Annotated in this window: 24 protein-coding genes and 1 tRNA gene; 12 read left to right on the forward strand and 13 right to left on the reverse strand. The window is 71.4% G+C overall.

The genetic code is table 11. The features are described 5' to 3' along the window. Positions 1 to 14: 14 nt before the first annotated feature. Positions 15 to 2,261 carry a primosomal protein N' gene (locus ASF20_RS14440; RefSeq protein ID WP_056275158.1) on the reverse strand — a complete coding sequence of 749 codons (2,247 nt, stop codon included), beginning with the start codon at positions 2,259 to 2,261 and terminating at the stop codon, positions 15 to 17. Positions 2,262 to 2,357: 96 nt separating this feature from the next. Here ASF20_RS14440 and ASF20_RS14445 point away from each other — a divergent pair, with 96 nt between their 5' ends. The 5 genes from ASF20_RS14445 (at position 2,358) to ASF20_RS14465 (ending at position 7,364) form a co-directional block, all read left to right on the forward strand. Next, positions 2,358 to 3,074 carry an alpha/beta hydrolase gene (locus tag ASF20_RS14445; RefSeq protein WP_056275160.1) on the forward strand — a complete coding sequence of 239 codons (717 nt, stop codon included), beginning with the start codon at positions 2,358 to 2,360 and terminating at the stop codon, positions 3,072 to 3,074. Continuing rightward, positions 3,071 to 4,162: an ABC transporter ATP-binding protein gene (locus ASF20_RS14450; RefSeq protein ID WP_056275161.1), complete on the forward strand. Its 1,092-nt coding sequence runs from the start codon at positions 3,071 to 3,073 to the stop codon at positions 4,160 to 4,162. The genes ASF20_RS14445 and ASF20_RS14450 overlap by 4 nt, the downstream gene beginning before the upstream one ends. A 136-nt stretch (positions 4,163 to 4,298) precedes the next feature. Then, on the forward strand, positions 4,299 to 5,336 hold the full coding sequence (locus tag ASF20_RS14455) for an extracellular solute-binding protein (RefSeq protein WP_056275163.1): 1,038 nt from the start codon (positions 4,299 to 4,301) through the stop codon (positions 5,334 to 5,336). A gap of 202 nt (positions 5,337 to 5,538) precedes the next feature. Then, on the forward strand, positions 5,539 to 7,275 hold the full coding sequence (locus tag ASF20_RS14460; protein WP_056275165.1) for an iron ABC transporter permease: 1,737 nt from the start codon (positions 5,539 to 5,541) through the stop codon (positions 7,273 to 7,275). A 14-nt stretch (positions 7,276 to 7,289) separates the two neighbouring features. Continuing rightward, positions 7,290 to 7,364 (forward strand) — tRNA-Val (locus ASF20_RS14465). 275 nt (positions 7,365 to 7,639) lie between these two features. Here the strand turns inward: ASF20_RS14465 and nhaA are convergent. Continuing rightward, entirely contained in the window at positions 7,640 to 8,854 is a 1,215-nt protein-coding gene (gene nhaA / locus ASF20_RS14470; protein ID WP_056275167.1) for a Na+/H+ antiporter NhaA, read from the reverse strand. A gap of 419 nt (positions 8,855 to 9,273) precedes the next feature. Between nhaA and ASF20_RS14475 the strand changes: the two genes are divergently transcribed. After that, positions 9,274 to 10,401, forward strand: a complete 1,128-nt coding sequence (locus ASF20_RS14475; RefSeq protein ID WP_056275170.1) for an acyltransferase — start codon at positions 9,274 to 9,276, stop codon at positions 10,399 to 10,401. A 128-nt stretch (positions 10,402 to 10,529) separates the two neighbouring features. Here ASF20_RS14475 and ASF20_RS14480 read toward each other — a convergent pair whose 3' ends face one another. Beyond that, positions 10,530 to 11,441: a methyltransferase domain-containing protein gene (locus tag ASF20_RS14480; RefSeq protein WP_056275172.1), complete on the reverse strand. Its 912-nt coding sequence runs from the start codon at positions 11,439 to 11,441 to the stop codon at positions 10,530 to 10,532. Between the two features lie 359 nt (positions 11,442 to 11,800). Here ASF20_RS14480 and ASF20_RS14485 point away from each other — a divergent pair, with 359 nt between their 5' ends. Beyond that, positions 11,801 to 12,031: a tautomerase family protein gene (locus tag ASF20_RS14485; protein WP_056214407.1), complete on the forward strand. Its 231-nt coding sequence runs from the start codon at positions 11,801 to 11,803 to the stop codon at positions 12,029 to 12,031. Between the two features lie 10 nt (positions 12,032 to 12,041). Here the strand turns inward: ASF20_RS14485 and ASF20_RS14490 are convergent, their stop codons facing one another. The 8 genes from ASF20_RS14490 to ASF20_RS14515 form a co-directional block, all read right to left on the reverse strand. Beyond that, on the reverse strand, positions 12,042 to 12,380 hold the full coding sequence (locus ASF20_RS14490) for a hypothetical protein (protein WP_244476441.1): 339 nt from the start codon (positions 12,378 to 12,380) through the stop codon (positions 12,042 to 12,044). A gap of 198 nt (positions 12,381 to 12,578) precedes the next feature. After that, positions 12,579 to 12,737 (reverse strand): hypothetical protein, encoded by a 159-nt coding sequence (locus tag ASF20_RS24640; protein WP_200917592.1) that lies wholly within the window; start codon positions 12,735 to 12,737, stop codon positions 12,579 to 12,581. Between the two features lie 4 nt (positions 12,738 to 12,741). Next, positions 12,742 to 13,005, reverse strand: a complete 264-nt coding sequence (locus tag ASF20_RS14495) for a hypothetical protein (RefSeq protein WP_056275174.1) — start codon at positions 13,003 to 13,005, stop codon at positions 12,742 to 12,744. Between the two features lie 2 nt (positions 13,006 to 13,007). Continuing rightward, the gene (locus ASF20_RS14500) at positions 13,008 to 13,244 is read right to left on the reverse strand and encodes a hypothetical protein (RefSeq protein ID WP_156389703.1); all 237 of its coding nucleotides are present in this window, start codon (positions 13,242 to 13,244) and stop codon (positions 13,008 to 13,010) included. A gap of 23 nt (positions 13,245 to 13,267) precedes the next feature. Next, positions 13,268 to 14,536: a DUF2254 domain-containing protein gene (locus ASF20_RS14505; protein ID WP_056214413.1), complete on the reverse strand. Its 1,269-nt coding sequence runs from the start codon at positions 14,534 to 14,536 to the stop codon at positions 13,268 to 13,270. Positions 14,537 to 14,742: 206 nt separating this feature from the next. Further along, positions 14,743 to 15,720, reverse strand: a complete 978-nt coding sequence (gene cysK, locus ASF20_RS14510; protein WP_056214417.1) for a cysteine synthase A — start codon at positions 15,718 to 15,720, stop codon at positions 14,743 to 14,745. 255 nt (positions 15,721 to 15,975) lie between these two features. Further along, complete coding sequence (locus ASF20_RS24145; protein ID WP_156389704.1) at positions 15,976 to 16,149, reverse strand: hypothetical protein; 174 nt, start codon at positions 16,147 to 16,149, stop codon at positions 15,976 to 15,978. Between the two features lie 129 nt (positions 16,150 to 16,278). Then, a complete protein-coding gene (locus ASF20_RS14515) occupies positions 16,279 to 16,788 on the reverse strand; it encodes an META domain-containing protein (protein ID WP_056214419.1) in 510 nt (169 codons plus the stop codon). Between the two features lie 285 nt (positions 16,789 to 17,073). On the opposite strand from ASF20_RS14515, the gene ASF20_RS14520 reads away from it, so the two are divergent. Then, entirely contained in the window at positions 17,074 to 17,412 is a 339-nt protein-coding gene (locus ASF20_RS14520) for a helix-turn-helix domain-containing protein (RefSeq protein WP_056214425.1), read from the forward strand. Here ASF20_RS14520 and ASF20_RS14525 read toward each other — a convergent pair. Then, positions 17,409 to 18,632 carry an FAD-dependent oxidoreductase gene (locus ASF20_RS14525; RefSeq protein ID WP_056275177.1) on the reverse strand — a complete coding sequence of 408 codons (1,224 nt, stop codon included), beginning with the start codon at positions 18,630 to 18,632 and terminating at the stop codon, positions 17,409 to 17,411. The genes ASF20_RS14520 and ASF20_RS14525 overlap by 4 nt on opposite strands. Beyond that, positions 18,629 to 19,585 (reverse strand): LysR family transcriptional regulator, encoded by a 957-nt coding sequence (locus tag ASF20_RS14530; RefSeq protein WP_056275178.1) that lies wholly within the window; start codon positions 19,583 to 19,585, stop codon positions 18,629 to 18,631. Before ASF20_RS14530 ends, ASF20_RS14525 begins: the two co-directional genes overlap by 4 nt. Before the next feature lie 307 nt (positions 19,586 to 19,892). Here ASF20_RS14530 and ASF20_RS14535 point away from each other — a divergent pair, with 307 nt between their 5' ends. From ASF20_RS14535 to ASF20_RS14550, 4 genes are read left to right on the forward strand one after another with little or no spacing between them, the layout of a single operon-like run. Then, on the forward strand, positions 19,893 to 20,954 hold the full coding sequence (locus tag ASF20_RS14535; RefSeq protein WP_200927234.1) for a class 1 fructose-bisphosphatase: 1,062 nt from the start codon (positions 19,893 to 19,895) through the stop codon (positions 20,952 to 20,954). A gap of 29 nt (positions 20,955 to 20,983) precedes the next feature. Then, complete coding sequence (locus ASF20_RS14540) at positions 20,984 to 21,844, forward strand: phosphoribulokinase (protein ID WP_056214436.1); 861 nt, start codon at positions 20,984 to 20,986, stop codon at positions 21,842 to 21,844. Between the two features lie 31 nt (positions 21,845 to 21,875). Beyond that, the gene (rpe, locus tag ASF20_RS14545) at positions 21,876 to 22,562 is read left to right on the forward strand and encodes a ribulose-phosphate 3-epimerase (RefSeq protein ID WP_056214440.1); all 687 of its coding nucleotides are present in this window, start codon (positions 21,876 to 21,878) and stop codon (positions 22,560 to 22,562) included. Continuing rightward, the gene (locus tag ASF20_RS14550; protein WP_056214443.1) at positions 22,556 to 23,308 is read left to right on the forward strand and encodes an HAD-IA family hydrolase; all 753 of its coding nucleotides are present in this window, start codon (positions 22,556 to 22,558) and stop codon (positions 23,306 to 23,308) included. The genes rpe and ASF20_RS14550 overlap by 7 nt, the downstream gene beginning before the upstream one ends. Positions 23,309 to 23,313: the final 5 nt, after the last annotated feature.

The following is a 23,313-nucleotide window of genomic DNA, read 5'->3' on the forward strand; positions in this document are numbered from 1 at the left end:
ACGTCGGGCCAGCGTTATAGGAAACTCTGCGGGTCCACGTCGATGGCGACCTTCACGTTGCCGCGAACCTTCGGGCCCCGCGCCAGCCACTCGCGCAGGTAGGTCTGCAGGTCGACGGTGCGCTCGGTCTTCACCAGAAGCCGGAAGCGGTAGCGCCCGCGGATCAGCGCGAGCGGCGCCTCGGCCGGCCCCAGCACCATCACGCCCTCCGGCGGCTCGGCGGCCCGCGCCAGGGCCTGCCCGTGGGCCTCGGCCACCTCGCGCTCGTTCGCCGAGACGATGAGGGCGGCCAACCGGCCGAAGGGCGGCAGGCCGGCGGCCTCGCGGGCGCCGATCTCCTCCTCGTAGAAGCGCTCCGAATCCCCCGAGAGCAGCGCCGCGATCACCGGATGGTCGGGCTGGTAGGTCTGGAGCAGGGCGCGGCCCGGCTTCTCGCCGCGCCCGGCCCGGCCGGTGACCTGCTGCAGCAGCTGGAAGGTGCGCTCGGCCGCGCGGGGATCGCCGGAGGTCAGGCCGATATCGGCGTCGAGGACGCCCACCAGGGTCAGGTGCGGGAAGTTGTGGCCCTTGGCCACGAGCTGCGTGCCGATGACGATGTCGCAGCCGCCCTCCGCCACGGTCTGGAGCTCGGCCCGCAGGCGCTCGGCCCCGCCGGGAAAATCGCTCGACAGCACGATGACGCGCTTGTCCGGGAAGAGCTCGGCCACCTCCTCGGCGATGCGCTCCACCCCGGGGCCGCAGGGGGTGAGGTTGTCGAAGGTGCCGCATTCCGAGCAGGAATCCGGGCGCCGCTCGGCATAGCCGCACTGGTGGCAGACCAGGGCCCGGCGGAAGCGGTGCTCCACCAGCCAGGTCGAGCAGTTGCGGCACTGGTAGCGGTGGCCGCAGGCCCGGCACAGGGTCAGGGGCGCGTAGCCGCGCCGGTTGAGGAACAGCAGGGCCTGGTCGCCGGACTCCACGGTCTCGCGCACCGCCGCCACCAGGGCCGGGGCGATGAAGCGGCCCCGCTCGGGCTTGTCGGCGCGCATGTCGATGGCGGCGATGTCGGGCAGGCGCCGGCCGCCGAAGCGCTCGGGCAGGGCGACCCGGAGGTAGCGCCCGCGCTCGGCATTGACCCGCGTCTCGATCGACGGGGTGGCCGAGGCCAGCACCACCGGGCAGTTCTCGATCCGCCCGCGCACCACCGCCATGTCGCGGGCGTGGTAATGTACCCCGTCCTCCTGCTTGTAGGCGGCCTCGTGCTCCTCATCGACCACGATGAGCCCCAGATCCGCGAAGGGCAGGAACAGGGCCGAGCGGGCGCCCACCACCACGGCGATCTCGCCCGCCGTGACCCCGGTGCGGATGCGCTCGCGGCGCTTGCCCCCGACGCCCGAGTGCCAGGTCGCCGGACGCACGCCGAAGCGCTCGGCGAAGCGGTCGAGGAACTGCGCCGTCAGGGCGATCTCGGGCATCAGGATCAGCGCCTGGTGGCCGCGCCGGACGCAATCGGCCACCGCCTCGAAATACACCTCGGTCTTGCCCGAGCCGGTGACGCCCTCCAGCAGCACGGTCGGCGCCTTGTGCGCCACGCCGGGCGGCGCGACCTTGCCGTCGGCCGGCAGGGGATCGCCGATCGCGTCCGTCGGCGCGGGCTCGGCGGGGCCGGGGTTCATCAGCGCGACGAGCTCCCGCACCGCCGCCTCCTGCGCCTCCGAGAGGGGCACGCGGGCGTGGTCCGGGTCCGGCGGCAGGGCGACCGGCTCGGGCGCCAGGGCCAGGGCCTCGAGGGCGCCGTCGTCGATCAGGCCGTCGACCACGCTCAACGAAACGCCCGCCTCCTTGGCGAGCGCGCTCTTGCCCCGCATCGCCCCATCCGCCGCCACGGCCAGCACCTTGGTGCGGGCGGCGGTCGGCCGGGACGGCGCCTTGCCGGAGGCCCGCACCCCGACCCGCACGGTCTCGCTCAGGGCCGATTCGTCGGGCAGCCGCAGGGCCATGGCCAGGGCCGAGCCCTTCGGCGCCAGGGTGTAGCGGGCGAGCCAGTCGACGAGTTCGCGCAAGGCGTCCGGCAGGGCCGGCACGTCGACCCGGCCGGTCACCGGCCGCAGGTTCGAGCCGCCGGGGCTCTGGCGCACGCCCCACACCACCCCCACCGTCTCGCGCGGCCCGAGGGGGATCTGCACGACCTCGCCGACCGAGAGGTCGAGCCCGGCCGGCACGGCGTAGCTGTAGGCGCTGTCCAGCGCCAGCGGGATCAGGATCTCGGCGACGCAGGGCATCGGGCGGGGCTTTGACGGAACATAACCGGAATATAAGCATGCCGGAGGCAATGCGCGACCGCCGTGCCGCCGATCGTCGCCCGGAGGCGCCCCAGGATGGACGGACCCGAACCCCCGGCCTCCGGCACGGCCGGCGATCCGGCCCCCGAGGGGGTGCTGCTCCTGCATGGCCTCGCCCGGCGGGCCGCGTCCCTGGCCCGGCTGGAGCGCGCCGTCCGGGCCGCCGGGTTCGTGACGCTGAACCTCGATTATCCCTCCCGCAAGGCGGATCTCGCGGATCTCGCAGGCATCATCGGACCGCCCGTCGCCGCCTTCGCGGCCCGGGTACGGACCCTCCACGTGGTCACCCACTCGATGGGCGGGCTGCTCGCCCGGGCCTGGCTTCGCGAAGGCCGGCCGGCCAATCTCGGACGGGTGGTGATGCTGGGGCCGCCGAATGGTGGCAGCGAGGTCGCCGACCGCCTTCACACCCTGCGCGCCTATCGCCGGGTCTTCGGCCCGGCCGGCGCCCAGTTGACCACCAAACCGGACGAAAGCCTGCGCAACTGCCTCGGCCCCGTCGATTTCCCCCTCGGGATCATCGCGGGCGACCGCACGCTCTATCCCCTGGAATCCTGGCTGATGCTGCCGGGTCCCGATGACGGCCGGGTCACCGTCGCGCGCACCCGGGTCGCCGGGATGGCCGACCACATCACCCTGCCGACCAGCCACGGCCTGATGATGCGCAATCCCGCGGTCATCGCCGAGACCCTGCGCTTCCTGCGCACCGGAGGGTTTTCGCCGTCCGCCCGCGGTGACACAAGGCGCGCATGAGCCTCGACGCGCCCCCGCCCGACCCCGTGCCGCCGCGCCTCGAGTTGCGTGGCATCGGCCTGCGCTTCGGCGCGGTGCAGGCCCTCGCCGACATCGCCTTCCAGGTCCGGCCCGGCGAGATCCTGGCCCTTCTCGGTGATTCCGGCTGCGGCAAGAGCACGCTCCTGCGGGCCATCGCCGGCCTCGAGCAGCCGGAGACCGGGACGATCCGCCTCGACGGCGCCCTGCTGAGCGAGAACGGCCGCGGCGTCCCGCCGGAGGCGCGCGGCGTCGGGCTGATGTTCCAGGACTACGCCCTGTTTCCGCATCTCACCGTGGCGGAGAACGTCCGCTTCGGCCTTCACGGCAAAAGCCTCCAGGGCAGGTCCGCCGCCGAGGCCCGCGCCCTGGTGCAGGCGCGGCTGGAGCAGGTCGGCCTCGCCGACCGGGCCAAGAGCTATCCCGGCACCCTCTCGGGCGGCGAGAGCCAGCGCGTGGCCCTGGCCCGCGCCCTGGCCCCGGGGCCGCGCGTCCTCCTCCTCGACGAACCCTTCTCGAACCTCGACCGGCGCACCCGCGACCGGGTCCGCGACGACACCCTGGCGGTCCTGCGCGCCAGCGGCGCCACGACGCTCCTCGTCACCCACGACCCCGAGGAGGCCCTGGGCTTCGCCGACCGCATCGCCCTAATGCGGCGGGGGCGCATCGTGCAGGTCGGCACCGGGCCGGACCTGTATTGCCGCCCTGCCACGCGCTTCGCCGCCCGCTTCTTCGGCGACCTCGTCGAGATCGACGGGACCTGCCGCTCCGGCACCGTGGCGACGCCGTTCGGCCAGGTTCCCGCGCCGGGCCACGCCGAGGGTGCCGCCGTGACCCTGTGCCTGCGCCCGGAGGCGATCCGCCTCGGCGCGCCGGGGGCGTCCCTTCGGGCCGTGGTGCGGGCGCGCCGCTTCCTCGGGGCCGCCGCCCTCCTGAGCCTGTCGGCGGACGGGTTGCCCGAGCCCCTGCACCTGCCCGTGCCGGCGGACGACCCGCGCGAGCCGGGGGATGCGGTCGGCCTGAGCCTCGATCCGGACCGAGGGTTTATTTTTGCGAACGAGATGGATTAAAACAGAGGCCCGGGCCGAGCTTGCGTTCGATCCGGGGCAATAGTTTCGAATTGTTTTAAGTCCAAAACATCGCGCTTGTGTTTTTCTCGCCGATGCTTCTGAACACCCGCCACGTTCTGACGGAAGGGTGTCGGCCATGGCGGGTGGGATCAAGGCAATCGGGTTCGCTGGCTGCGCGTTGACGGGTTTGGCCCTCGCGGCCCTCGTCGGGACGGCGTCGGCCGCCGAGGTCAACCTCTACACCACCCGCGAACCCGGCCTGATCCGGCCCCTGCTCGACGCCTTCACCGCCAAGAGCGGCGTCACCGTCAATACGGTGTTCGTCGAGAAGGGCCTCGCCGAGCGCGTGGCGGCCGAGGGCGCCCGTGCCAAGGCCGACGTGCTGATGACCGTGGATGTCGGCAACCTCATCGACCTCGTCGACCGCGACCTCGCCCAGCCGGTGCGCTCGGGCGTGCTGGAGGCGGCGGTGCCCGCTACCCTGCGCGACGCCGAGGGCCGCTGGTTCGCCCTCTCCATGCGGGCCCGGGTGCTCTACGCCGACAAGGACCTCACCGACCTCACGGCCATCACCTACGAGGGGCTGGCCGACCCGACCTGGAAGGGCGGCCTCTGCCTGCGCGCGGGCCAGCACCCCTACAACACGGCGCTCATCGCCCATTATCTCGTCAAGCACGGCCCGGAGAAGACCGAGGCCTGGCTGCGGGCCCTGAAGGCCAACCTCGCCCGCAAGCCCGCCGGCGGCGACCGGGACGTCGCCCGCGACATCCTCGCCGACACCTGCAGGATCGGCCTCGGCAATTCCTACTATGTCGGCCTGATGCGCTCCGGCCGCGGCGGCCCCGAGCAGCGGACGTGGGGAGAGGGCATCAAGGTGGTGATGCCGACCTTCGCGGGCGGCGGCACCCACGTGAACATCTCCGGCGCGGTGGTGGCCAGGAACGCCCCCAACCGCGACGAGGCGGTCAAGCTCCTCGAATACCTCGTCTCCGACGAGGCCCAGGGGCTCTACGCCAAGGCCGATTACGAGTATCCGGTGAAGGCCGGCGCGCCGATCGACCCGCTCCTCACGGCGCTGGGGCCCCTAACCATCGATTCCGTGCCGCTCGTCGAGATCGCCCGCAACCGCAAGGCGGCGAGCCTCCTCCTCGACACGGTGGGTTTCGACAACTGAGGAGCCTGCGGCGCAGGCGGGTGAGGGGGCGCCCCCTCCGGAGCGGTCGCTCCCCCACCCGACCCGCCGACGCGGGCCACCCCCTCCCGCGGAGGGGAGAGGGACGCGCGCATGACCGCTACGGCGCGCGAGCCGGTCGGTCCTTGCGGAAGGAGCGCCCACACCGTCGGCCGATCCAACGGAAAACGCCCTTGAGACCAGCATGACCGGGGTCGCCCCCGCCCTCCCGCCCATCGCCCATCCCCGCGGCCTCGCCTGGGGCGCCGCCGCCCTGCTGCTCTGCGCCCTGGTGCTGAGCCCGGTCGTCGCCCTATTGTTCGCGGCGGGCGACGGAAGCGGAGCGGGGGCGGGCGGCGCCGCGCTCTGGCCCCACCTCGTCGCCCACGTGCTGCCCCAGGCCCTGCGCGACACCGCCCTGCTGCTCGCCGGGGTGGGCGTGCTGGTGGTGGTGCTGGGGGCGGGCTCCGCCTGGCTCGTGGCGGCCTACGACTTCCCCGGCCGGCGCCTGCTGGAGGCCGGGCTGCTCCTGCCGATGGCGGTGCCGACCTACATCGTCGCCTTCGCGTATCTCGACCTGATGCACCCGATCGGCCCGGTGCAGACCACCCTGCGCGACCTCCTCGGTTATGCCCGCCCGCGCGATTTCGTGCTGCCGGAGATCCGCTCGCTGCCCGGCTGCATCCTGCTCCTCGGCTTCGTGCTCTACCCCTACGTCTACCTGCCGACCCGGGCCCTGTTCCTGATGCAGGCCGCCAACCTCATCGAGGCGGCGCGGATGCTCGGGCGTCGGCCCTCCGCCACCTTCCTGCGGGTCGCCCTGCCGATGGCGCGGCCGGCCATCGCCCTGGGCGCGAGCCTCGCCCTGATGGAGGCCCTGAACGACATCGGTGCGGCGGAATTCCTCGGGGTGCGCACCCTGACGGTCCAGGTCTACGCTACCTGGGTAAACCGCTCGGATCTCGCCGGTGCGGCCCAGATCGCCCTCGTCATGCTGGTGGCCGTCGTCGCCCTGGTGGCCCTGGAGCGCTGGGCCCGGGCCGGGCGCGGCTTCTCGAGCGGCGCCCAGCGCCCGCGCCGCCTCGCCCGGCAGCGGCTGAGGGGCCTGCGCGCAGCGGCCGCCCTGGCCCTCGGCCTCGTGCCCGTGGCCGTCGGCTTCGCGATTCCCGCGACCTACCTCGTGCAGGCCGCCCTGCGTCGGGTGTGGCGCAGCGGGCTGCCGGAGACGATCCTAGCGGAGATCGGCCACACCCTGCTGTATGCCGGCGCCGCGACCGTGATCGCCGCCGCCCTGGGCTTCGTGGTGGCGGCGGGGCCGCGCCTCGTCGCCCGGCGCTGGGGCGAGGCGCTGATCCGGGTGGCGAGCCTCGGCTACGCGCTCCCCGGCGCGATCCTGGCCATCGGTCTCCTCGGGCCCCTGGCCTGGGCCGACGCAACTCTGTCGGCGGGGACGACGCGGCTCTTCGGCGTCGCCCCGGCGCTGATCGGCCTCGGCACCGGCGGGGCCCTCGTCACCGCCTACCTCGTCCGCTTCCTCGCGGTCAGCATCGGCACCTGCGAGGCCGGACTGGCCCGCGTGCCCCGCAGCCTGCCCGATGCCGGGCGGATGCTGGGGCGCGGGCCGGGCGCGACCCTGTGGCGGGTCCAATTGCCCTTGGCCTGGCCGGCGGTGCTCAGCGGCGCGCTCTTGGTCTTCGTGGACTGCGTCAAGGAACTGCCCGCGACCCTGCTGCTGCGGCCCCTCAACGTCGAGACCCTGGCGACCCATCTCTACGGCGAGGCCGCGCGCGGCACCTACGAGGACGGTACGGTGGCGGCCCTCCTCATCGTCGCCGTCGGGCTCGTGCCGGTGGTGATCCTGCTCCGCCTCGGGACCCCGCGCCGCGAAGCCGGCGCAGAACCTGCCGATCAGCGCTTGACGCGGCCGCGCCCCTCGCCCTAGAAGGCCCTCGGTCCGGGTGCGTAGCTCAGCGGGAGAGCATTCGCTTCACACGCGAAGGGTCACAGGTTCGATCCCTGTCGCGCCCACCATTTCCCTCGAAGCCTCCCCGCCGCTTCGACGACCCAATCCCAAACACTGACACGAGTCCGAGGCCGCCCATGGCGCCGCCGGGCCAGGACACGCCCGCGACGAGGGGCTCGCCCCCGCCTGAACCATGTTCGGGACGCCCGCGGCGACGAGGACGGGCATGGCTGGCTCCCCTCTTCCTCAGGCCGCCCCCAGGGGCGACGACCGGGACGGGGGCCGACGCTTTCCGCGCGCCCCGCGACGCTCGGGTGCGGGATCCGGGAGCGCTCGGGGCGTCTCAGGCGACCTCGACGGATCGGGTCTTCGGAGCTCCGACCCGGCGGCGGGGCGCGACCAGCAGGACGAGGGCGCCGGCCGCCATGCAGACGATCGATCCGGCCAGCACGCCGACCTTGGTCTCGGCCTCGAGGTCCGGCGCGTCGGCGAAGGCCAGGAGGCCGATGAACAGGCTCATGGTGAAGCCGATGCCGCAGAGGAGCGAGACCCCGTAGACCTGCATCCATCCGGCCCCCGCCGGCCGCTGGGCGAGCCCGAGCTTCACCGCCGCGAGGACGAAGCCGAACACGCCGAGCTGCTTGCCGACGACCAGACCGAGGGCGACCCCGAGGGTCACGGGGTCGAGCAGCATCGCGGGCGTGAAGCCCGCCAGCGACACGCCCGCATTGGCGAAGCCGAAGATCGGCAGGATCAGGTAGGCCGACCAGGGATGGAGCGCGTGTTCCAGCCGGTGCAGGGGCGAGGTCGGATCGTCCGGCCGGCCGATGCTGAGCCGCAGGGGGATCGTCAGGGCCAGGAGCACGCCCGCCACCGTGGCGTGCACCCCGGATTTCAGGACGAAGACCCACAGCACCGCGCCGAGGACAAGGTAGGGCGCGAGGCGGCTGATGCCGGCCCGGTTCAGGCCGTAGAGCACCGCCAGGGTCGCGGCCGCCCCGCCCAGCATCGGCAGGGACAGGTCGGCGGTGTAGAACAGCGCGATGATGAGCACCGCGCCGAGGTCGTCGAGGATCGCCAGGGCGGTGAGGAACACCTTGAGCGAGACCGGCACCCGGGAGCCGAGCAGGGCCAGGATGCCGAGGGCGAAGGCGATGTCGGTGGCGGCGGGAATCGCCCAGCCGCGGAGGGTCTCCGGCGAGTGCCGGTTCACCGCCACGTAGACCAGGGCCGGCGCCGCCATGCCGCCGAGGGCGGCGAGGCCGGGCAGGATCCGGTCCGGCCAGGTCCGCAGGCGTCCATCCAGCATCTCGCGCTTGATCTCGAGACCGACGAGCAGGAAGAACAGCGCCATCAGGGCGTCGTTGATCCAGTGCAGGACGCTCAAGCCCCCGACCTTGGTCTGCAGGACCGCGAAGTAGCGCTCCGCCAGGGGCGAATTCGCCACCACGAGGGCGAGCACCGCGCTCGCCATCAGGACGAGGCCGCCGCCCGCCTCGGAGGTGAGCATCGACCGGAAGGCCGAGAACGGCCGGCGGAGCGGGGCAGGAGCTTGCATGGTCCTTTCCTTACGACACCTGGGCCGGGACACAACCGCGGCCGCCGGTGAAGCGATGAACGCCTCGGCGCCCCCGTCCCCCTGCGCCGAGGCTCGTGGGGCGCGAGCATGCCGGATCCCCCGAACGGCCCTCGGCCACGCCCCATCGCTCCAGGCCTCCTCGGCTCTGTCTCCCGGGTCCTTGAGCTCCGGGATACTTGGAATGCACGTATCCATCCCTGGCGCTTGTCCTGTGCTGGGTCCCCGAGGACAGTTGCGTTCAGAGAAAGCGTGGGTCGTCCGCAATCTCTCCCGGACGCAGGACCCTGCCAAGACGCGCGGTGCGTTTACCAAGGGGCGCGAAGGACCTTGTCGAAACGGACGCCACCTGCAATCCCTGCAGGGCCCTCGATGATCGGGGCGCAACACCGACTGTCGCCATGCGCCGCCTGCACAGCATCGACTCGATCCGTGGTTTGGCCGCCCTGGCGGTCATCTACGCCCATACCGTCGAGTTCGGGTTGAAGACGCAGCTCGGTCCGTTTCCCCTCGAGCGCCTCGTCCTGTCCGGGCTGACCGAGTACATCGATGTCGGGAAGATCGCCGTGACGCTGTTCTTCGCGGTGTCGGGCTTCGTGGTGCCCTTCTCGCTGTTCAAGGCGGGAGACCGGCCGATCCTCGCCTTCGCCGTGTCGCGGTTCTTCCGCCTCTACCCCGCCTACTGGCTCTCGATCCCCTGCGGGCTGCTGGTCCTGTTCGTGTGGCCGGGCCGTGACATCCCCGCCGTGCTCGTGCCCGCCAACATCACGATGCTCCAGCAGTTCCTCGGCGTGGAGAACATCATCGCCCTGTACTGGACCCTGCAGATCGAGCTGATCTTCTACGGCCTCTGCGTCGGGCTCTTCGTCCTCGGGCGTCTCGACGATGCCGTCGGCGTCGTGCTGTCGGCCCTGGCCCTGATCGCGGCCGCCCTCGGCCTCGCCGCCCTGCGCTTCGTCCTCGAGCGGAAATTCCCGGTGGCCGTGCCCCTGTCCCTGGCGGTGATGTTCTGGGGACTCTGCCTGCGCTACCACGTCCTCGAGCGCCGGCCGGGCTGGGGCACCGCGCTCGCCGTGGTCACCGGCGCCCTCGTCTGTGCGATCCCGCTGGCGTCCGTGCTGGCCTACGGGCGCGACATGGGCTTTCACGAGAACTGGGTGAAGTACCTCGTCACCTACTGGGCCGCGATGGCGCTGTTCGCCCTGCTGTCCCTGACGCTGCGCATCGAGGGGCGGCTGTTCACCTACCTGGGCGCCATCAGTTACTCGATCTACCTGTTCGGGCCGGTGGTCCAAGGGGTGCTCGAGCATGCGCTGGCCGGGTACGCGCCGGTCGTCCCGATCCACCTGTTCGCGGCCACGACGGCACTCGCGACCGTCGCGGTCGCGGCGCTGGTCTATCGCTGGATCGAAGCGCCCGCCATCGCGCTGGGCCGCCACGTCATCCGTCGCCACCTCCTGTCGACCTCCGACGCAGGGCGGGACGCGCGCCCCCCGGTCGCTCCGCTGCTCGGACGCTCCGAGATCTGAGCCCGCCGCCGGGGCGACGCGGCGAGGCCCTCTGCCCTGTCCGTCAGCGGGACGATCCCTCCCGGAGAACGGTTGCGCCGGGGAGGCGCGCCCCGGGTGATGGCGCTCGGCCTGCCCGACGGGCCATCTCAGGCATGCGAGTAGGATAAGTCGTAGACATCCGCGACCTCCGCGTTCCACTCCACCCGTGCGGGACCGGTTCGCCGGATGATGCATCCGCTGAGGAGGTAGGTCGGCCCAAGACTCATCTGTTGGAAATTCGTATCGTTGATGTAGTCCGGCACGATGGAGGCAGGATAGCGATACTGCGCGTCCACGACCTCGAAGCCGGTATGTGCGTTGAAGATACCCCGCCAACTCTCCTTCGAGAAGCGGAAGAAGTCCCAGGGCTCCTCGTGCAGGGGCCACGCGGCGTGCGAGATGATGAGCCCCAGGGCGCCCTGACGAAGCACCTTGTTCATCTCCAATGCCACTTTCCACGGCATGAGGAGATGTTCGAACACCGCCATGGAGAAAGCGAAGTCGAAGGTTCGGTCGACGCGCCGACTGAGATGATGCGCATCGCAGACGGTGTCGACATTCGGCCCATCCGTGATGTCGATTCCCAGGTGTTCGATGTCGGCCGGAAACCAGGAACGGTAGCTGACGCCGCTGCGCGCCCGACTGCCGATCTCCAGCATGCTTCCCCGACGCTCGGCAACTTCCCCGCAGAAGCGATCCACCATCACCTGGAAAAGCCGATCGCCAGAGTTGGAGAACCCTCCGGACGGGTCTTTCAAGACGAAGCCTTCGCTGAATCGCAGCGTGAACTTCGTCCGATCGACGTGTAGGTGGGGGACGATGGCCACGAGGACGAAGCCCCAATTGACGGAGTCCGGTCCGAACACGGTCACAAGGTCCGGCCGCAGGACGGTCTGATGCTCGGTCTTCAGTAACGCGCCATCATAATACAGTTCCGGCTGAAAGCTGTTGGCCCAGCCCTCGGCATACAGGCATCGTCCGACGACCGCGAATTTGTCCAGGTAGCCGTGATAGTTCATGGTCCCTCGGTCCACTTGGGAGAATCGCGCTACCGCCGGAGCGGCCTGATTCCGGGTGACCATGAACCCGTCCGCGATCTCGTACAACCTGCGCTGAGCGTTCTGGCTGAAGACATGAATCAGGGTTGTGTCGGCGATCGGCGCCCTTGCTGGAGGGCCCGTTTCCCGTCCCGCATCCGGTCGCAGGGAGGTCGGAGCATCAGGGGCCCAACATCACGGACCGGTCGATGCCGGACCTTCCGATCGGCACGAGGCCGCGGACGGGAGCATCCGGACCTTGTCCGCCCGCCCCCGTCCTGGCATGGACCCCGCGACGGGCGGTCTCCCGTCCGTCCAGCCGCCGTCAGGACCGAATCGCCATGCCGCACGTGACCGTGAAGATGTACCCGGGCAAGACCGACGCCGAGAAGACGGAGATGGCCGAGGCCATCGCGGCCGCCCTGATGGCCAGTGCCGGAACCGCCGAGCGGGCGATCTCGGTGTCGATCGAGGACGTGGCCCAGGCGGATTGGGAGGCGCAGGTCTACCGCCCCGAGATCGTCGGCCGGCCCGAGACCCTGTTCAAGAAGCCGGGCTACACCCTGCCCTGAGCCCCGGCCCTCATCCTTTCGATCCCTGGAACGGGCGCAGCAGCCAGGCGAGGCGGCCGGCATCGTCGTCCCGGGCGTCCGGCGCCGGCTGGTCGGCCGACGGCTCGGGGGCCTTCGGTGCGCTGGCATCCTGCATGATCTGATCGAGGGGAGAGGGCAGCTCGGCGCCGTACTCGTTCAGGAGCAGTGCCGCATCGAGCAGGAAGCGGATCTGGTCGTCCGGGACGGGACGGCCCTGGATCTGCGCGTCGAGCACGGTCCGCGCGAAGAGGGCGGCCAGCCGCGACAGCTCGGGCAGCCGGTCGGGGGGCGCCCCGGCCCGGATCGATGACGCTGGAGCGGCACTCACCCGCAATCTCCCTGTCTGGATCGCGCGACTTCGACGCGCGTCGCGCATGTCAGGCCCTGTATACCGCGCGTTTCTCACCAGTTCGTTGAGTTCCGACGGCGGCATTTCCGCCGCGCCGGGCGACGAAGGCCCGAACCCAGGAGCCGGGTTCAGGCTCGCGCAGCGTCCGACCCAGGCCCGCCGGCCGGGGGACGTGTCCTAGCCGCCGCCAGGATCGGTCTCGCCGTCCGGCTGCGCACCGCCCTTCGGACCCTTTCCGGGCTTGCCGTCGGTCTTCTCGTTGGGATCCATCACCGCGTCCGGCGCCGTGTTGGCCGGCTTGTCCTTGGGCGGATCCTTGTCGTCGGAGCCTGTCATCGCGTCACTCCTCGGGGGTGGCAGGGGGGGAACGGGGCCGGTCGGACTGTCCGTCGGACGAACCGCCGGCCGGCGTGGGATTGCGCCCCTTCGGAGCGCCGTCCCAGGCGGCGTTGCGGGCCGTATCCGTCTGACCGCCGGGGCCCTGCCGGGTGATCGCGGCCTGATCGGCCGACTGGCCGCCGCCGGCGACGGCCGGGTCGCCGGGCTTTCCGACATCGGAATCGGGCTTGCGCGTGCCCACGATGGGGATGTGATCGTTCGGCATGCCTACGCCCCCGCATCCTGGCCGTTGGGCGCGGTGGCGCGGTCGATGGCCTCGCGGGCCGCGCCCGAGGTTTCGGTCTTCCGCGCGGCCGCGCCGATCTCCTCCAGGGTCGCGGGGGGCGCCTCGCCGCCCTGCACCGCAGGCTCGGATCCGGGGGGCGCGCCCTGCGTCGGCGTCCCGGCGTGGCGGTCGGCGTCCATCTCCTTCGGCGCGCTGCCCGCGCGCGGCTCGTCGGTCATGATGTCCTCCTGCTGTTGCAGGCTCAACCCGGCGCCAGCCCCGAGGTTGCTTCGCTCCAGGCGGCACGGGCCTCGCGAAGGCGGGCCCGGTCGGCCTCGAGCGGCAGCGCCGCCTCGGCGCGCAGGAGGGCCAGGTCGGCCTGCGCGTGGGCGGCCGCCCGGACGGCCGGACTCCCGAGATCCGCGAGGGCGGCGAGGGCCTTCTGCAGCCGCAGGCCGATCGTCACGTCCGACGCGCCGTCGCGGGCGATGGGGTCGAAGGCATCCGCGAGAAGGTCGTCGGCGCCGAGGCCGGGCACGCGCAGATGCGGATAGATTCGCGCCTCGGGCGCGACGGCGCGGCGCGCGTCCCAGAGGCCGAGCACGCGCACCAGGGTGCCGATGACAGCGACGGCCGTCCCGGGATCGTTGACCGCCGGCGACAGGGCGCGCTGGGCCACCTCCGCGAGGACGATGAGCCCGAAGCGCGGATCGTCGTCGAAGCTGCGCCGGTCGCCGACGACGAAGGCCTCGGTGATCCGGTCCCGCAGGCCGTCGTCGACGGCGCCATCGACCGCCACCAGGAGGCGTCCGGGGTGGACGAAGGCGCCCGGCAGGGCCGCGAGGTGGAGGGTGAGGCCGTGGGCCCCGGCCAGCGCGTCGAGCCGGGCCGCATCGACGTGCTGGACGTAGCCCGTCGCTGCGGCGGCGATCCGGGTCGCGCCGGGCGGTGCCGGCTGCCAGGGCAGGCCGCCGAGATGGGGCGCCGCGGCGCGCCGCCCCAGGGCATCGCCGGCCGCGGCCTCGATGGCGCCGATGGTCTCGCCGACCCGGCCGAGATGCGACAGGGTGTCGATCCAGCGCACCAGCGTCGCCACCACGCTGACGAGGACCAGCAGGGTCAGGCCGAACAGGATCACCCGTCCCTGGCTGCCGTAGACATGGGTCTTGAGGGCGATGAGGCCGACGACGCTGTAGACGAAGGCGCCGATGAAGCTCGCGACGGCCGTCTGCGCACGGGTGTCGCGCATCAGCAGGGTCACGGCGCGGGGCGTCACGGTGTTGGTGGCCCCGCCATAGGCCTGCACGATGGTGGAGAGCGAGAACGTCGCCACCGGCAGCATGCTGGTCGCCAGGACGGAGAGGATCTGGTCGACGGCGTCCGCACCGATCGAGGCGCCGAGGTCCGCCGGCACCATCGGCGCCAGGACGGCCGAGACCAGGGCGGCCCCGACGCCGCCGACGCTGAAGGCGCCGACGCGGATGAAGGGGCGCCGCCCCCAGCGGCGGAGGGCATAGAGGGCGGTGGACATGACGGCGGCTCTCGGGCGAGCCTCGCGGGGCAGGGCTCGCGAGCCGGATACGCGACCTTCGGGCGCTCCGGGAGCGAGGCCCGGAGCGCCCGTGCGGTTCTGATCCCAAATCCGCTTGATTCCCACGGGATGGCGGACTTGGACTCCGATCAAGCGCCGCGCCGGTTCGACGATCCGGGCACCGCTTCGATCGAGCGGACCCCGTATCAGAGGCCGTCGAACAGGGCCGAGGAGATGTACCGCTCGGCGAAGGAGCAGGCGACGGTGACGATGCGCTTGCCGCGGAAATCGGGGCGTGCGGCGAGCTTCAGGGCCGCGGCCACGTTGCCGCCGGTGGAGATGCCGCCGGGAATGCCCTCGAGACGCGACAGCTGACGCGCGGTGTCGAAGGCCTCCTGGTTCGAGACCGTGATGACCTCGTCGATGATCGACTTGTCGAGGTTGTCGGGGATGAAGCCGGCGCCGATGCCCTGGATCTTGTGGGGCCCGGGCTGGCCGCCGGAGATGACCGGCGAGTCGGTGGGCTCGACGGCGACGATCTTCAGGCCGGGCAGGCGCGGCTTCAGGACCGAGCCGACACCCGTGATGGTGCCGCCCGTGCCGACGCCGGCCACGAAGGCGTCGAGATGGCCCTGGGTGTCGTTCCAGATCTCCTCGGCCGTCGTCTTGCGGTGGATCTCGGGGTTGGCCGGGTTCGAGAACTGCTGGGGCATGATCGCGCCCGGGATCTCGTTGAGGAGTTCCTCGGCCTTGGCGATGGCGCCCTTCATGCCCTGCGGGCCGGGGGTCAGGGCGAGCTCGGCGCCCAGGAAGGCCAGCATCTTGCGGCGCTCCAGCGACATGGTCTCGGGCATGACCAGGATGAGGCGGTAGCCGCGCGCGGCCGCCACGAAGGCGAGGGCGATGCCGGTGTTGCCGGAGGTCGGCTCCACCAGCGTGCCGCCGGGCTTCAGCTTGCCGGAGGCCTCGAGGGCGTCGATCATGTTGACGCCGATGCGGTCCTTCACGCTCGCGATCGGGTTGAAGAACTCGAGCTTGAGCAGGATCTCGGCATCGACCCCGTGCTCCTTGGTGATCCGGTTGAGACGGACCAGGGGCGTGTTGCCGATGGTCTCGGTGATCGAGCCGAAGATGTGGCCGTGGCCCGGCGTGCGGGGCGAGGCGGGGCTCTGGGACTCGGCCATAGATCTCTCCTGAACAGCGTGCGGATTGCGTCCCGGAGGCCGGCGCAAGGGCGTGCCGGATCCCGCCTGGAACGAACTCAGGGCCGGGAGATATCGTGTCGTTTCTGTCGAGGCAATCGACAAAGACCCAAGATCAAAGACAATCCTTCTCCGTCGGCAACGAAGCTGCCGACTTGGAGTAGTCTTCACCTGCGGTGGTCGAGAAATGGAGAAGTTATTTCTTCGTCCGGCGATCTGCCGGGCGCGCGGCCGGGATCAGTGCGTCAACAGGGCGGCGCAGAGCATCACCATCGTGGCGACGACCGGGCTGGCGGTGACGATCATCGCGGCGCCCGCATGGAGCCCCTGGGGCCAGGTGTAGCGGGTCTCCTCGCGCAGCCCGGGCCGGAGGCCGTTGCTGCCGGTGGTCCATTCCACCCTGGTGCCCATCGCGTTCTCCCCATCCGCCGAAACGCTCGGCGGCCGGGCTCAGGAGGCACGGTGGGGCTTGAAGGGCGGGTAAATCCGCGGCCGCGACCGCGGATCGTCGTCAATGGAAGCTTAAAACCGTCGGACGGCTCAGAGGGCGCGGTCGAAGCGCAGCTCGCCCTTCTGGCTCTTGATCACCAGCTGAGATCCGACCAGGTCCCACTGCCCGGCGGTGCGCAGGGCGATGAAGAAGTCCTGCTCGCTAGCGCCGAGGCCCTTGTCGCAGGGCTTCTTGGTCAGGGCGAGCGGGCCGACCGCGAGGTGCTGCTCCTTGAGCGGGAAGGCGGTGGCCGCGAAGGTGTTGCAGCCGCCGTAGCCGCGGGCCCGGTACTGCTTGTCGATGGTGAAGCTCGGGCGGTCGTTGCCGCCGAAGGGCTTGCCGTTCAGGCTCACAGCCGTCCAGGTGGCATCGAGGGGGAAGATCTTTTCCTGGGGCTTGGCCGCCGGAACGTACTGCTTCTTCTCGGGCTTCTCGCGGCCCTCGCGGCCGAAGCCCGTGACGTTGTTCCCCATCTGGGCGGTCGCCGCCGTGGTCATAGCTCCCGTCATGGCCCCGGCCGCGATGGCGCCGGCCACCATGGCGATTCGGATCGCTCTCATCGTCTGGCCCCCTCACAAGCGCGCTTCGCGTCGCGTCGAACGTTGCAACCCTGCCGGCCTGTCTCGGCGCTCGGCGCGGCTGGTGCGCACGGAACCGCTCGGAACAGGACGGGCCCTGCGGCCAATCGGATAAGATTCCAGCACAAATATGGTCAAGGCCGCGGGCGCGGGATTCGACGGGACGCCGCCGCGATCCCCCGTTAACCGGCCGGCGGACCGGTTTGCGTTGAACGAACCGGCCGGGTTTCCGTTGACCGGCAGAGCATAGAGCAGGGAGTTGATGCGGTGACGGGATCGGACGAGGGAACCCCAAGCGGATTGCAGCCCGAGGCCGCGGGTCCGAACACCATCACCCCGGCGCAGTCGAGGGCGGCCCGCGCTCTTCTGAACTGGTCGGAGGCCGATCTCGCGGGCCGGCTCGGGCTCGGAGCGGATTTCGTGCGCGACTTCGAATCGGGCGGCCGGGAGCAGCCCTCCGGCCAGATCGAGGCCCTGCGCAGCACGTTCATGACCCATGGCGTGGTGTTCAGCCAGGAGGGTGGGTCGGACGGGGTCCGCCTCAGCGGGCAGGGACGCGGCGAGGGTACGCGGCTGGACGCCCTCAACACCGAGAACGACCGTTAGGCGCCCTTGACGAGCGCCTTGAGGTCCCGGGCCGGATCGGCGGCCGCCTCCGGCGTCAGCGGAAGGCCGAGGCCCAGGATGCGCCGGGCCGCCATGTGGTCGGCGGGCCGGTCCACGGTCTCGACGCCGCTCAGGTGCCCGTCGCGGAAGCGGAACACCGACAGGCCGCCCTCGGTGGGGCGGACGACGCTGGCATCGTCGGGCCGGGTCAGGCCGGCGATCTGCAGCTTGTGCGGGCCCTGGTCGCTCCAGAACCAGGGCACGGCCGCGTAGGCGACCGGGCGTCCGGTGAGCCGGGCGGCGAGGCACCGGCCCTGATCCACGGCGTTCTGCACCGATTCGATGCGCACGGGCTGCCCGTCCGCGAAGCGGCTCGGCACGCGGGCGCAGTCGCCCAGGGCCGAGATCGCCGGATCGGAGGTCGCCAGGAAGGGGTCGGCGTGGATCCCGTCGCCGACGGCGAGGCCCGCCGCTTCGGCGAGGTCCTGGTTCGGGACGACGCCGATGCCGACGAGGACGAGATCGGCATCGATTGCCGATCCGTCGGCGAGCCGGACCCGGGCCACGCGGCCCGCCTCGCCCTCCAGCGCCTGGACCCCGGCCCCGAACGCGAAGGTGACGCCGGCAGCGTTGTGCGCCTGCGTGAAGAACCCGGCGGTCTCGGCCGAGACCGCCCGCGCCATGGGCCGGTCCGCGGCCTCGATCACCGTCACGGGGCGGCCGGATCCGGCGCAGAGGCCGGCGAATTCCAGCCCGATGAAACCGGCGCCCACGATGGCGATGGCGCGCGCGGCCCCGCGGGCGGCCTTCAGCGCATCGGCGTCGGCCAGGGAGCGCAACTGGTGCACCCCCGGCAGGTCGGCGCCCGGCACCGGCAGCCTCCGGTTGCGCGCGCCGGTGGCCAGGACGAGGTGATCGTAGGCCAGGGTGGCGCCGTCGCTGAGGCGCACCTGCCGGGCCGCCCGGTCGATCGCCGTGGCGGACACGCCGGATCGGCGCGCGATGCGGTGCTCGTCGAAGTAGGCGGCGGGTCGCAGGCACAGGCCGACCGCATCGGTCTTGCCGGCGAGGTAGGCCTTCGACAGGGGCGGCCGCTGATAGGGCAGGCCCTCGTCGCCCAGGAGCGTGACGGGATCGGTGAAGCCCGCCTCGCGCAGGGAGGCCGCGACCTGGAAGCCGGCCTGGCCGGCGCCGACGATGACGACACCGGCCGCGCTCATGCCTCGAACTCCGCGGTGACGGGGGAGGGGTTCGGCGACAGCCGGAGCTGGGGCAGCCAGCGCCCGCCATCCTGGGCGATGTAGTCCCAGAAGGCCGCCGCCGCGGGCCCGAGCACCTTGTCGGCCCGGCGCACCGCGTACCAGTCGCGCCGGATCGGAAGGCCCTGGACGTCGAGGACCGTGAGGCGCCCGCTCTCGAGCTCGGCCGCCACCGTGTGGGCGGAGATGAGGGCGATGCCGAGCCCCGCCATCACCGCCTGCTTGATGGTCTCGTTCGAGCCGGAATCGATGCCGAGCCGCGCCCGCTTGATCATGACCCCGGCCATGAACTCCTCGAACACCGTGCGCGTGCCCGAGCCCTCCTCGCGGACCAGGAACGATTCCTGGGCGAGTTCGGCCCGGGTCAGCCCGGTTCGGCCCACGAGGGGGTGATGCGGGCCGGCGATGATCACGATGGGGTGCGGGCCGAAGATCTCGGCCTCGATGGCGAAATCCCGGGGCGGACGCCCCATGATGGCGAAATCGATCTCGTAGTTGCGCAGCGCCTCGACCATGTTGCCGCGGTTTCCCACCGTGAGGTTGATCTCCACCGCCGGGTGCAGCCCGATGAAGCCCGCGATCACGCCCGGGGCGAAGTACTTGGCCGTGGAGACCACGCCCATCGCCACGCGACCGCTGCTGCCGCCCTTCAGGGTTTCCAGACGGTCGGCACAGGTCTCCAGCACCGTGTTGATGCTGTTGATCGCCCAGAGCATTTCGCGGCCCGCATCCGTGGGTTTCAGCCCGGTGGGCGTCCGGTCGAACAGCATGAGGCCCGCCTCCTCCTCCAATTGGCGGATGCGGGCGTAGAGCGCGGCCGAAGTGACGTTGAGCTCCTGGGCGGCGCGCGTCATGGTGCCGAGGCGGGCGACGGCGGCGACCGCCTGGAGCTGTTTGAGAGAGAGGTTGCGCATCAGGCTTTTCTAGTTTTTTTGGAATCGCTCGCAAGTTTTTTCAGAATTCTTTCGGTGATACCATAGGGGCCTGCGCGGCATGGATGCGCCGCGGGCACTGGTGCCCGCGGGGGCACTCGTGCCAAGGGCAGGATGCGAGGGCGGGTCGGTCCCGGGCGGCGCTCCGACCTGAGACGTCACGGTCGGGCAGGCCGAACCTCCGGGACGGCAAGGCGGCCGGCAGCCGAGACGGCTCGGGCAATCAAGTCGACCCGGGCAGTCAAGTCGGCCGGACCCCCGGCCAGGAATGGAAGAAGGACGGACATTCATGTCGACGGTGTCTCTGGAGTTCGGGTCCACCCTGGCGGACTGCCTCGCGAAGACCGTGGCGGCCGATGGGCGGCTCGCCGACGCGGCGGCCGTGATCGCGGCCTGCGCCGAAGCGGCGGTCGATGTCAGCGAGGTGATCGGCCGGGGCATGCTCGGCGGTGCCGACCTCGCCGCCACCGGCGACCACAACAGCGACGGCGACGTCCAGAAGGCCCTCGACGTCCTCGCGCACGAGCGCTTCACGGAAGCCCTGCGCGGCGCCCCCGTGGCGGTGGTGGCCTCGGAGGAGGCCGAGGGCATGATGCCGCTCAATCCCGGCGCCCCCCTCGCGGTGGCGATCGATCCCCTCGACGGCTCGTCGAACATCGGCGTGAACATGGCGGTGGGCTCGATCTTCGGCATCCGCCCGGTCGTGGCCGGTGCCGCGGACTCGATCGCCGCCTTCACCACCCCGGGCTCCGAGCAGATCGCCGCCGGCTTCGTCACCTACGGGCCCGCCACCTCCCTGGTGATCACCCTCGGCCATGGCACCCAGATCTACACCCTGGACCGGGCGACGCGGACCTTCCGCCTCACGCATCCGCGCATCGAGGTGGTGGCCGCGGCCAAGGAATACGCGATCAACGCCTCGAACGCCCGGAACTGGGACGGCCCGGTGAAGGCCTATATCGAGGATTGCCTGCGCGGCTCCGAAGGCCCGCTGGACAAGGACTTCAACATGCGCTGGCTCGGCTCGCTGGTGGCGGACGCCCAGCGCGTGCTCCTGCGCGGCGGCGTGTTCCTCTATCCGGGCGACAACCGGAAGGGCTACGCGCAGGGCCGCCTGCGCCTCCTCTACGAGGCCGCCCCGATCGCCATGCTGATGGAGCAGGCGGGGGCCGGGGCCATCGACGGCGAGCGTCGGATCCTCGACATCCGCGCCGCCGGCATCCACGAGCGCGTGCCGCTGATCTTCGGCTCCCTCGACGAGGTCGCCTGCGTGGCCAAGTACTACGATGGCCGCAACGCCGCCGCCGGTCGCTCGCCCCTGTTCGGGCAGCGCGGCCTGATGCGCAGCTAGCGCGCCCGCACGGGACAGCACGCACACAGATGTCGGCGCGTCACCCCATCATCTCGGTCACCGGCTCCTCGGGGGCCGGGACCACCTCGGTCCGCAACACCTTCGAGCAGATCTTCCGCCGCGAGGACGTGAGCGCGGTCTACATCGAGGGCGATGCGTTTCACGCCTACGATCGCGACACCATGCGCCGCATGATGGTCGCGGAGCCGAACCTCAGCCACTTCGCGCCGCGCGCCAATCTCCTGCCGGAGCTGGAGGAGGTCTTCCGCACCTACGGCGAATCCGGGGGCGGGCGCACCCGGCACTACGCCCACGATGCGGCGGACGCGGCGCTCTACGGCACCGAGCCCGGCACCTTCACGGACTGGGAGGCGTTCGCGCCGGGATCCGACCTGCTGTTCTACGAGGGCCTGCACGGCTGCGTCGTCGACGACAACGTCGACATGGCCCGCTACGCCGACCTGAAGATCGGCGTGGTGCCGGTGATCAATCTCGAGTGGATCCAGAAGCTGCACCGGGACCGCTCGTTCCGGGGCTATTCCACCGAGGCCGTCACCGACGTGATCCTGCGGCGGATGCCCGACTACGTGCAGACCATCTGCCCGCAATTCACCTGGACGGACATCAACTTCCAGCGGGTGCCGACGGTGGACACCTCGAACCCCTTCATCGCCCGCTGGATCCCGACGGCCGACGAATCGCTGGTGGTGATCCGCTTCAAGGACCCCAAGGGCATCGACTTCTCCTACCTGATCTCGATGATCCAGGGCTCCTTCATGAGCCGCGCCAATTCGATCGTCATCCCGGGCGGCAAGCTCGACCTTGCCATGCAGCTCATCCTGACCCCGATCATCATGCAGCTCGTCGAGCGCAAGCGCCGCATGGCCTGAGCGCGGTCACGAGGCTCCGGAGGAACCCACCATGAACGGCCCGATCATCTCGCCCTCGATCCTCTCGGCGGATTTCGCCGCGCTCGGCGAGGAGGTGCGCGCGGTGTCCGAGGCCGGGGCCGACTGGATCCACCTCGACGTGATGGACGGACACTTCGTGCCCAACCTCACCTTCGGCCCGGCGGTGATCAAGGCCCTGCGGCCGCACTCGACCAAGCCCTTCGACGTGCACCTGATGATCGCCCCGGCCGATCCCTACCTCGCGGCCTTCGCGGAGGCCGGCGCCGATGCGATCTCGGTGCATGTGGAGGCCGGCCCGCACATCCACCGCTCGCTCCAGGCGATCCGGGATCTGGGCAAGCGCGCCGGCATCGCCCTCAATCCGGGGACGCCGGCCTCGGCGATCGAGCCGCTCCTCGACCTCGTCGACCTCGTCCTTGTGATGACGGTCAATCCGGGCTTCGGCGGCCAGAGCTTCATTCCCTCGACCCTGGAGACCATCCGGCGGATCCGGGCGATGACCGCCGGCCGCGCGATCGACATCGAGGTCGACGGCGGCATCGGCCCCGAGACCGTGGCCCTGGCCGCCCGCGCGGGCGCCAACGCCTTCGTGGCCGGCAATGCCGTGTTCAAGGGCGGGCCGGCCGGCTACGCGGACCGGATCGCGGCGATCCGCGCGGGCGCTGCGGCGGTCGGGGGCGGTCCCCTCTCATGCTGAGGGCGCTGATCTTCGACGTCGACGGGACGCTCGCCGAGACGGAGGACCTCCACCGGCAGGCCTTCAACGGCGCCTTCGCGGATCTCGGCCTGCCCTGGTCCTGGTCCCCGGCCCGCTACGCCGATCTTCTGACGGTGATGGGCGGCAAGGAACGCCTGCGCCACTACGTCGAGACCGAGCACGCCGACGCGGTCGAGACCCTGCGCCCGCGCCTGGGCGACATCCACGACCGCAAGACCCGGCGCTATGGCGACCTCGTGGAGGGCGGCAGCCTCGCCCTGCGCCCCGGGGTGGGCCGCCTGATCGCGGAGGCGCGGGCGGCCGGGCTCAAGCTCGCGGTGGCCAGCACGACGAGCCGACCCAACGTCGACACCCTGCTGCGGATCAACTTTCCCGCGGGCGACGTCCCCTTCGACGTCATCGCCTGCGGCGACGAGGCGCCGCGCAAGAAGCCGGCCCCCGACGTCTTCGATCTCGCGCTCGCGCGCCTCGAGGTCTCGGCCTCGGAGGCGATCGCCTTCGAGGATTCCGCCGCCGGCATCCGCTCGGCCCTCGATGCCGGATTGCCGGTGATCGCCACGCGCAGCCGCTACACCGAGAGCCACCGCCTCGACGGGGCGTTCTCGGCGGTCTCCGATCTCGGCGAGCCCGGCGCACCCCACCGGCACCTGTCCGGATATGCCTGGCCGGACGGCGTCGTGACCGTGGCCGCCCTGCGCGACTGGCACGCGCGGGTCACCGGCTGACAGCG

Origin of the sequence: Methylobacterium sp. Leaf88, assembly GCF_001422795.1 — a bacterium.
GTDB lineage: Bacteria > Pseudomonadota > Alphaproteobacteria > Rhizobiales > Beijerinckiaceae > Methylobacterium.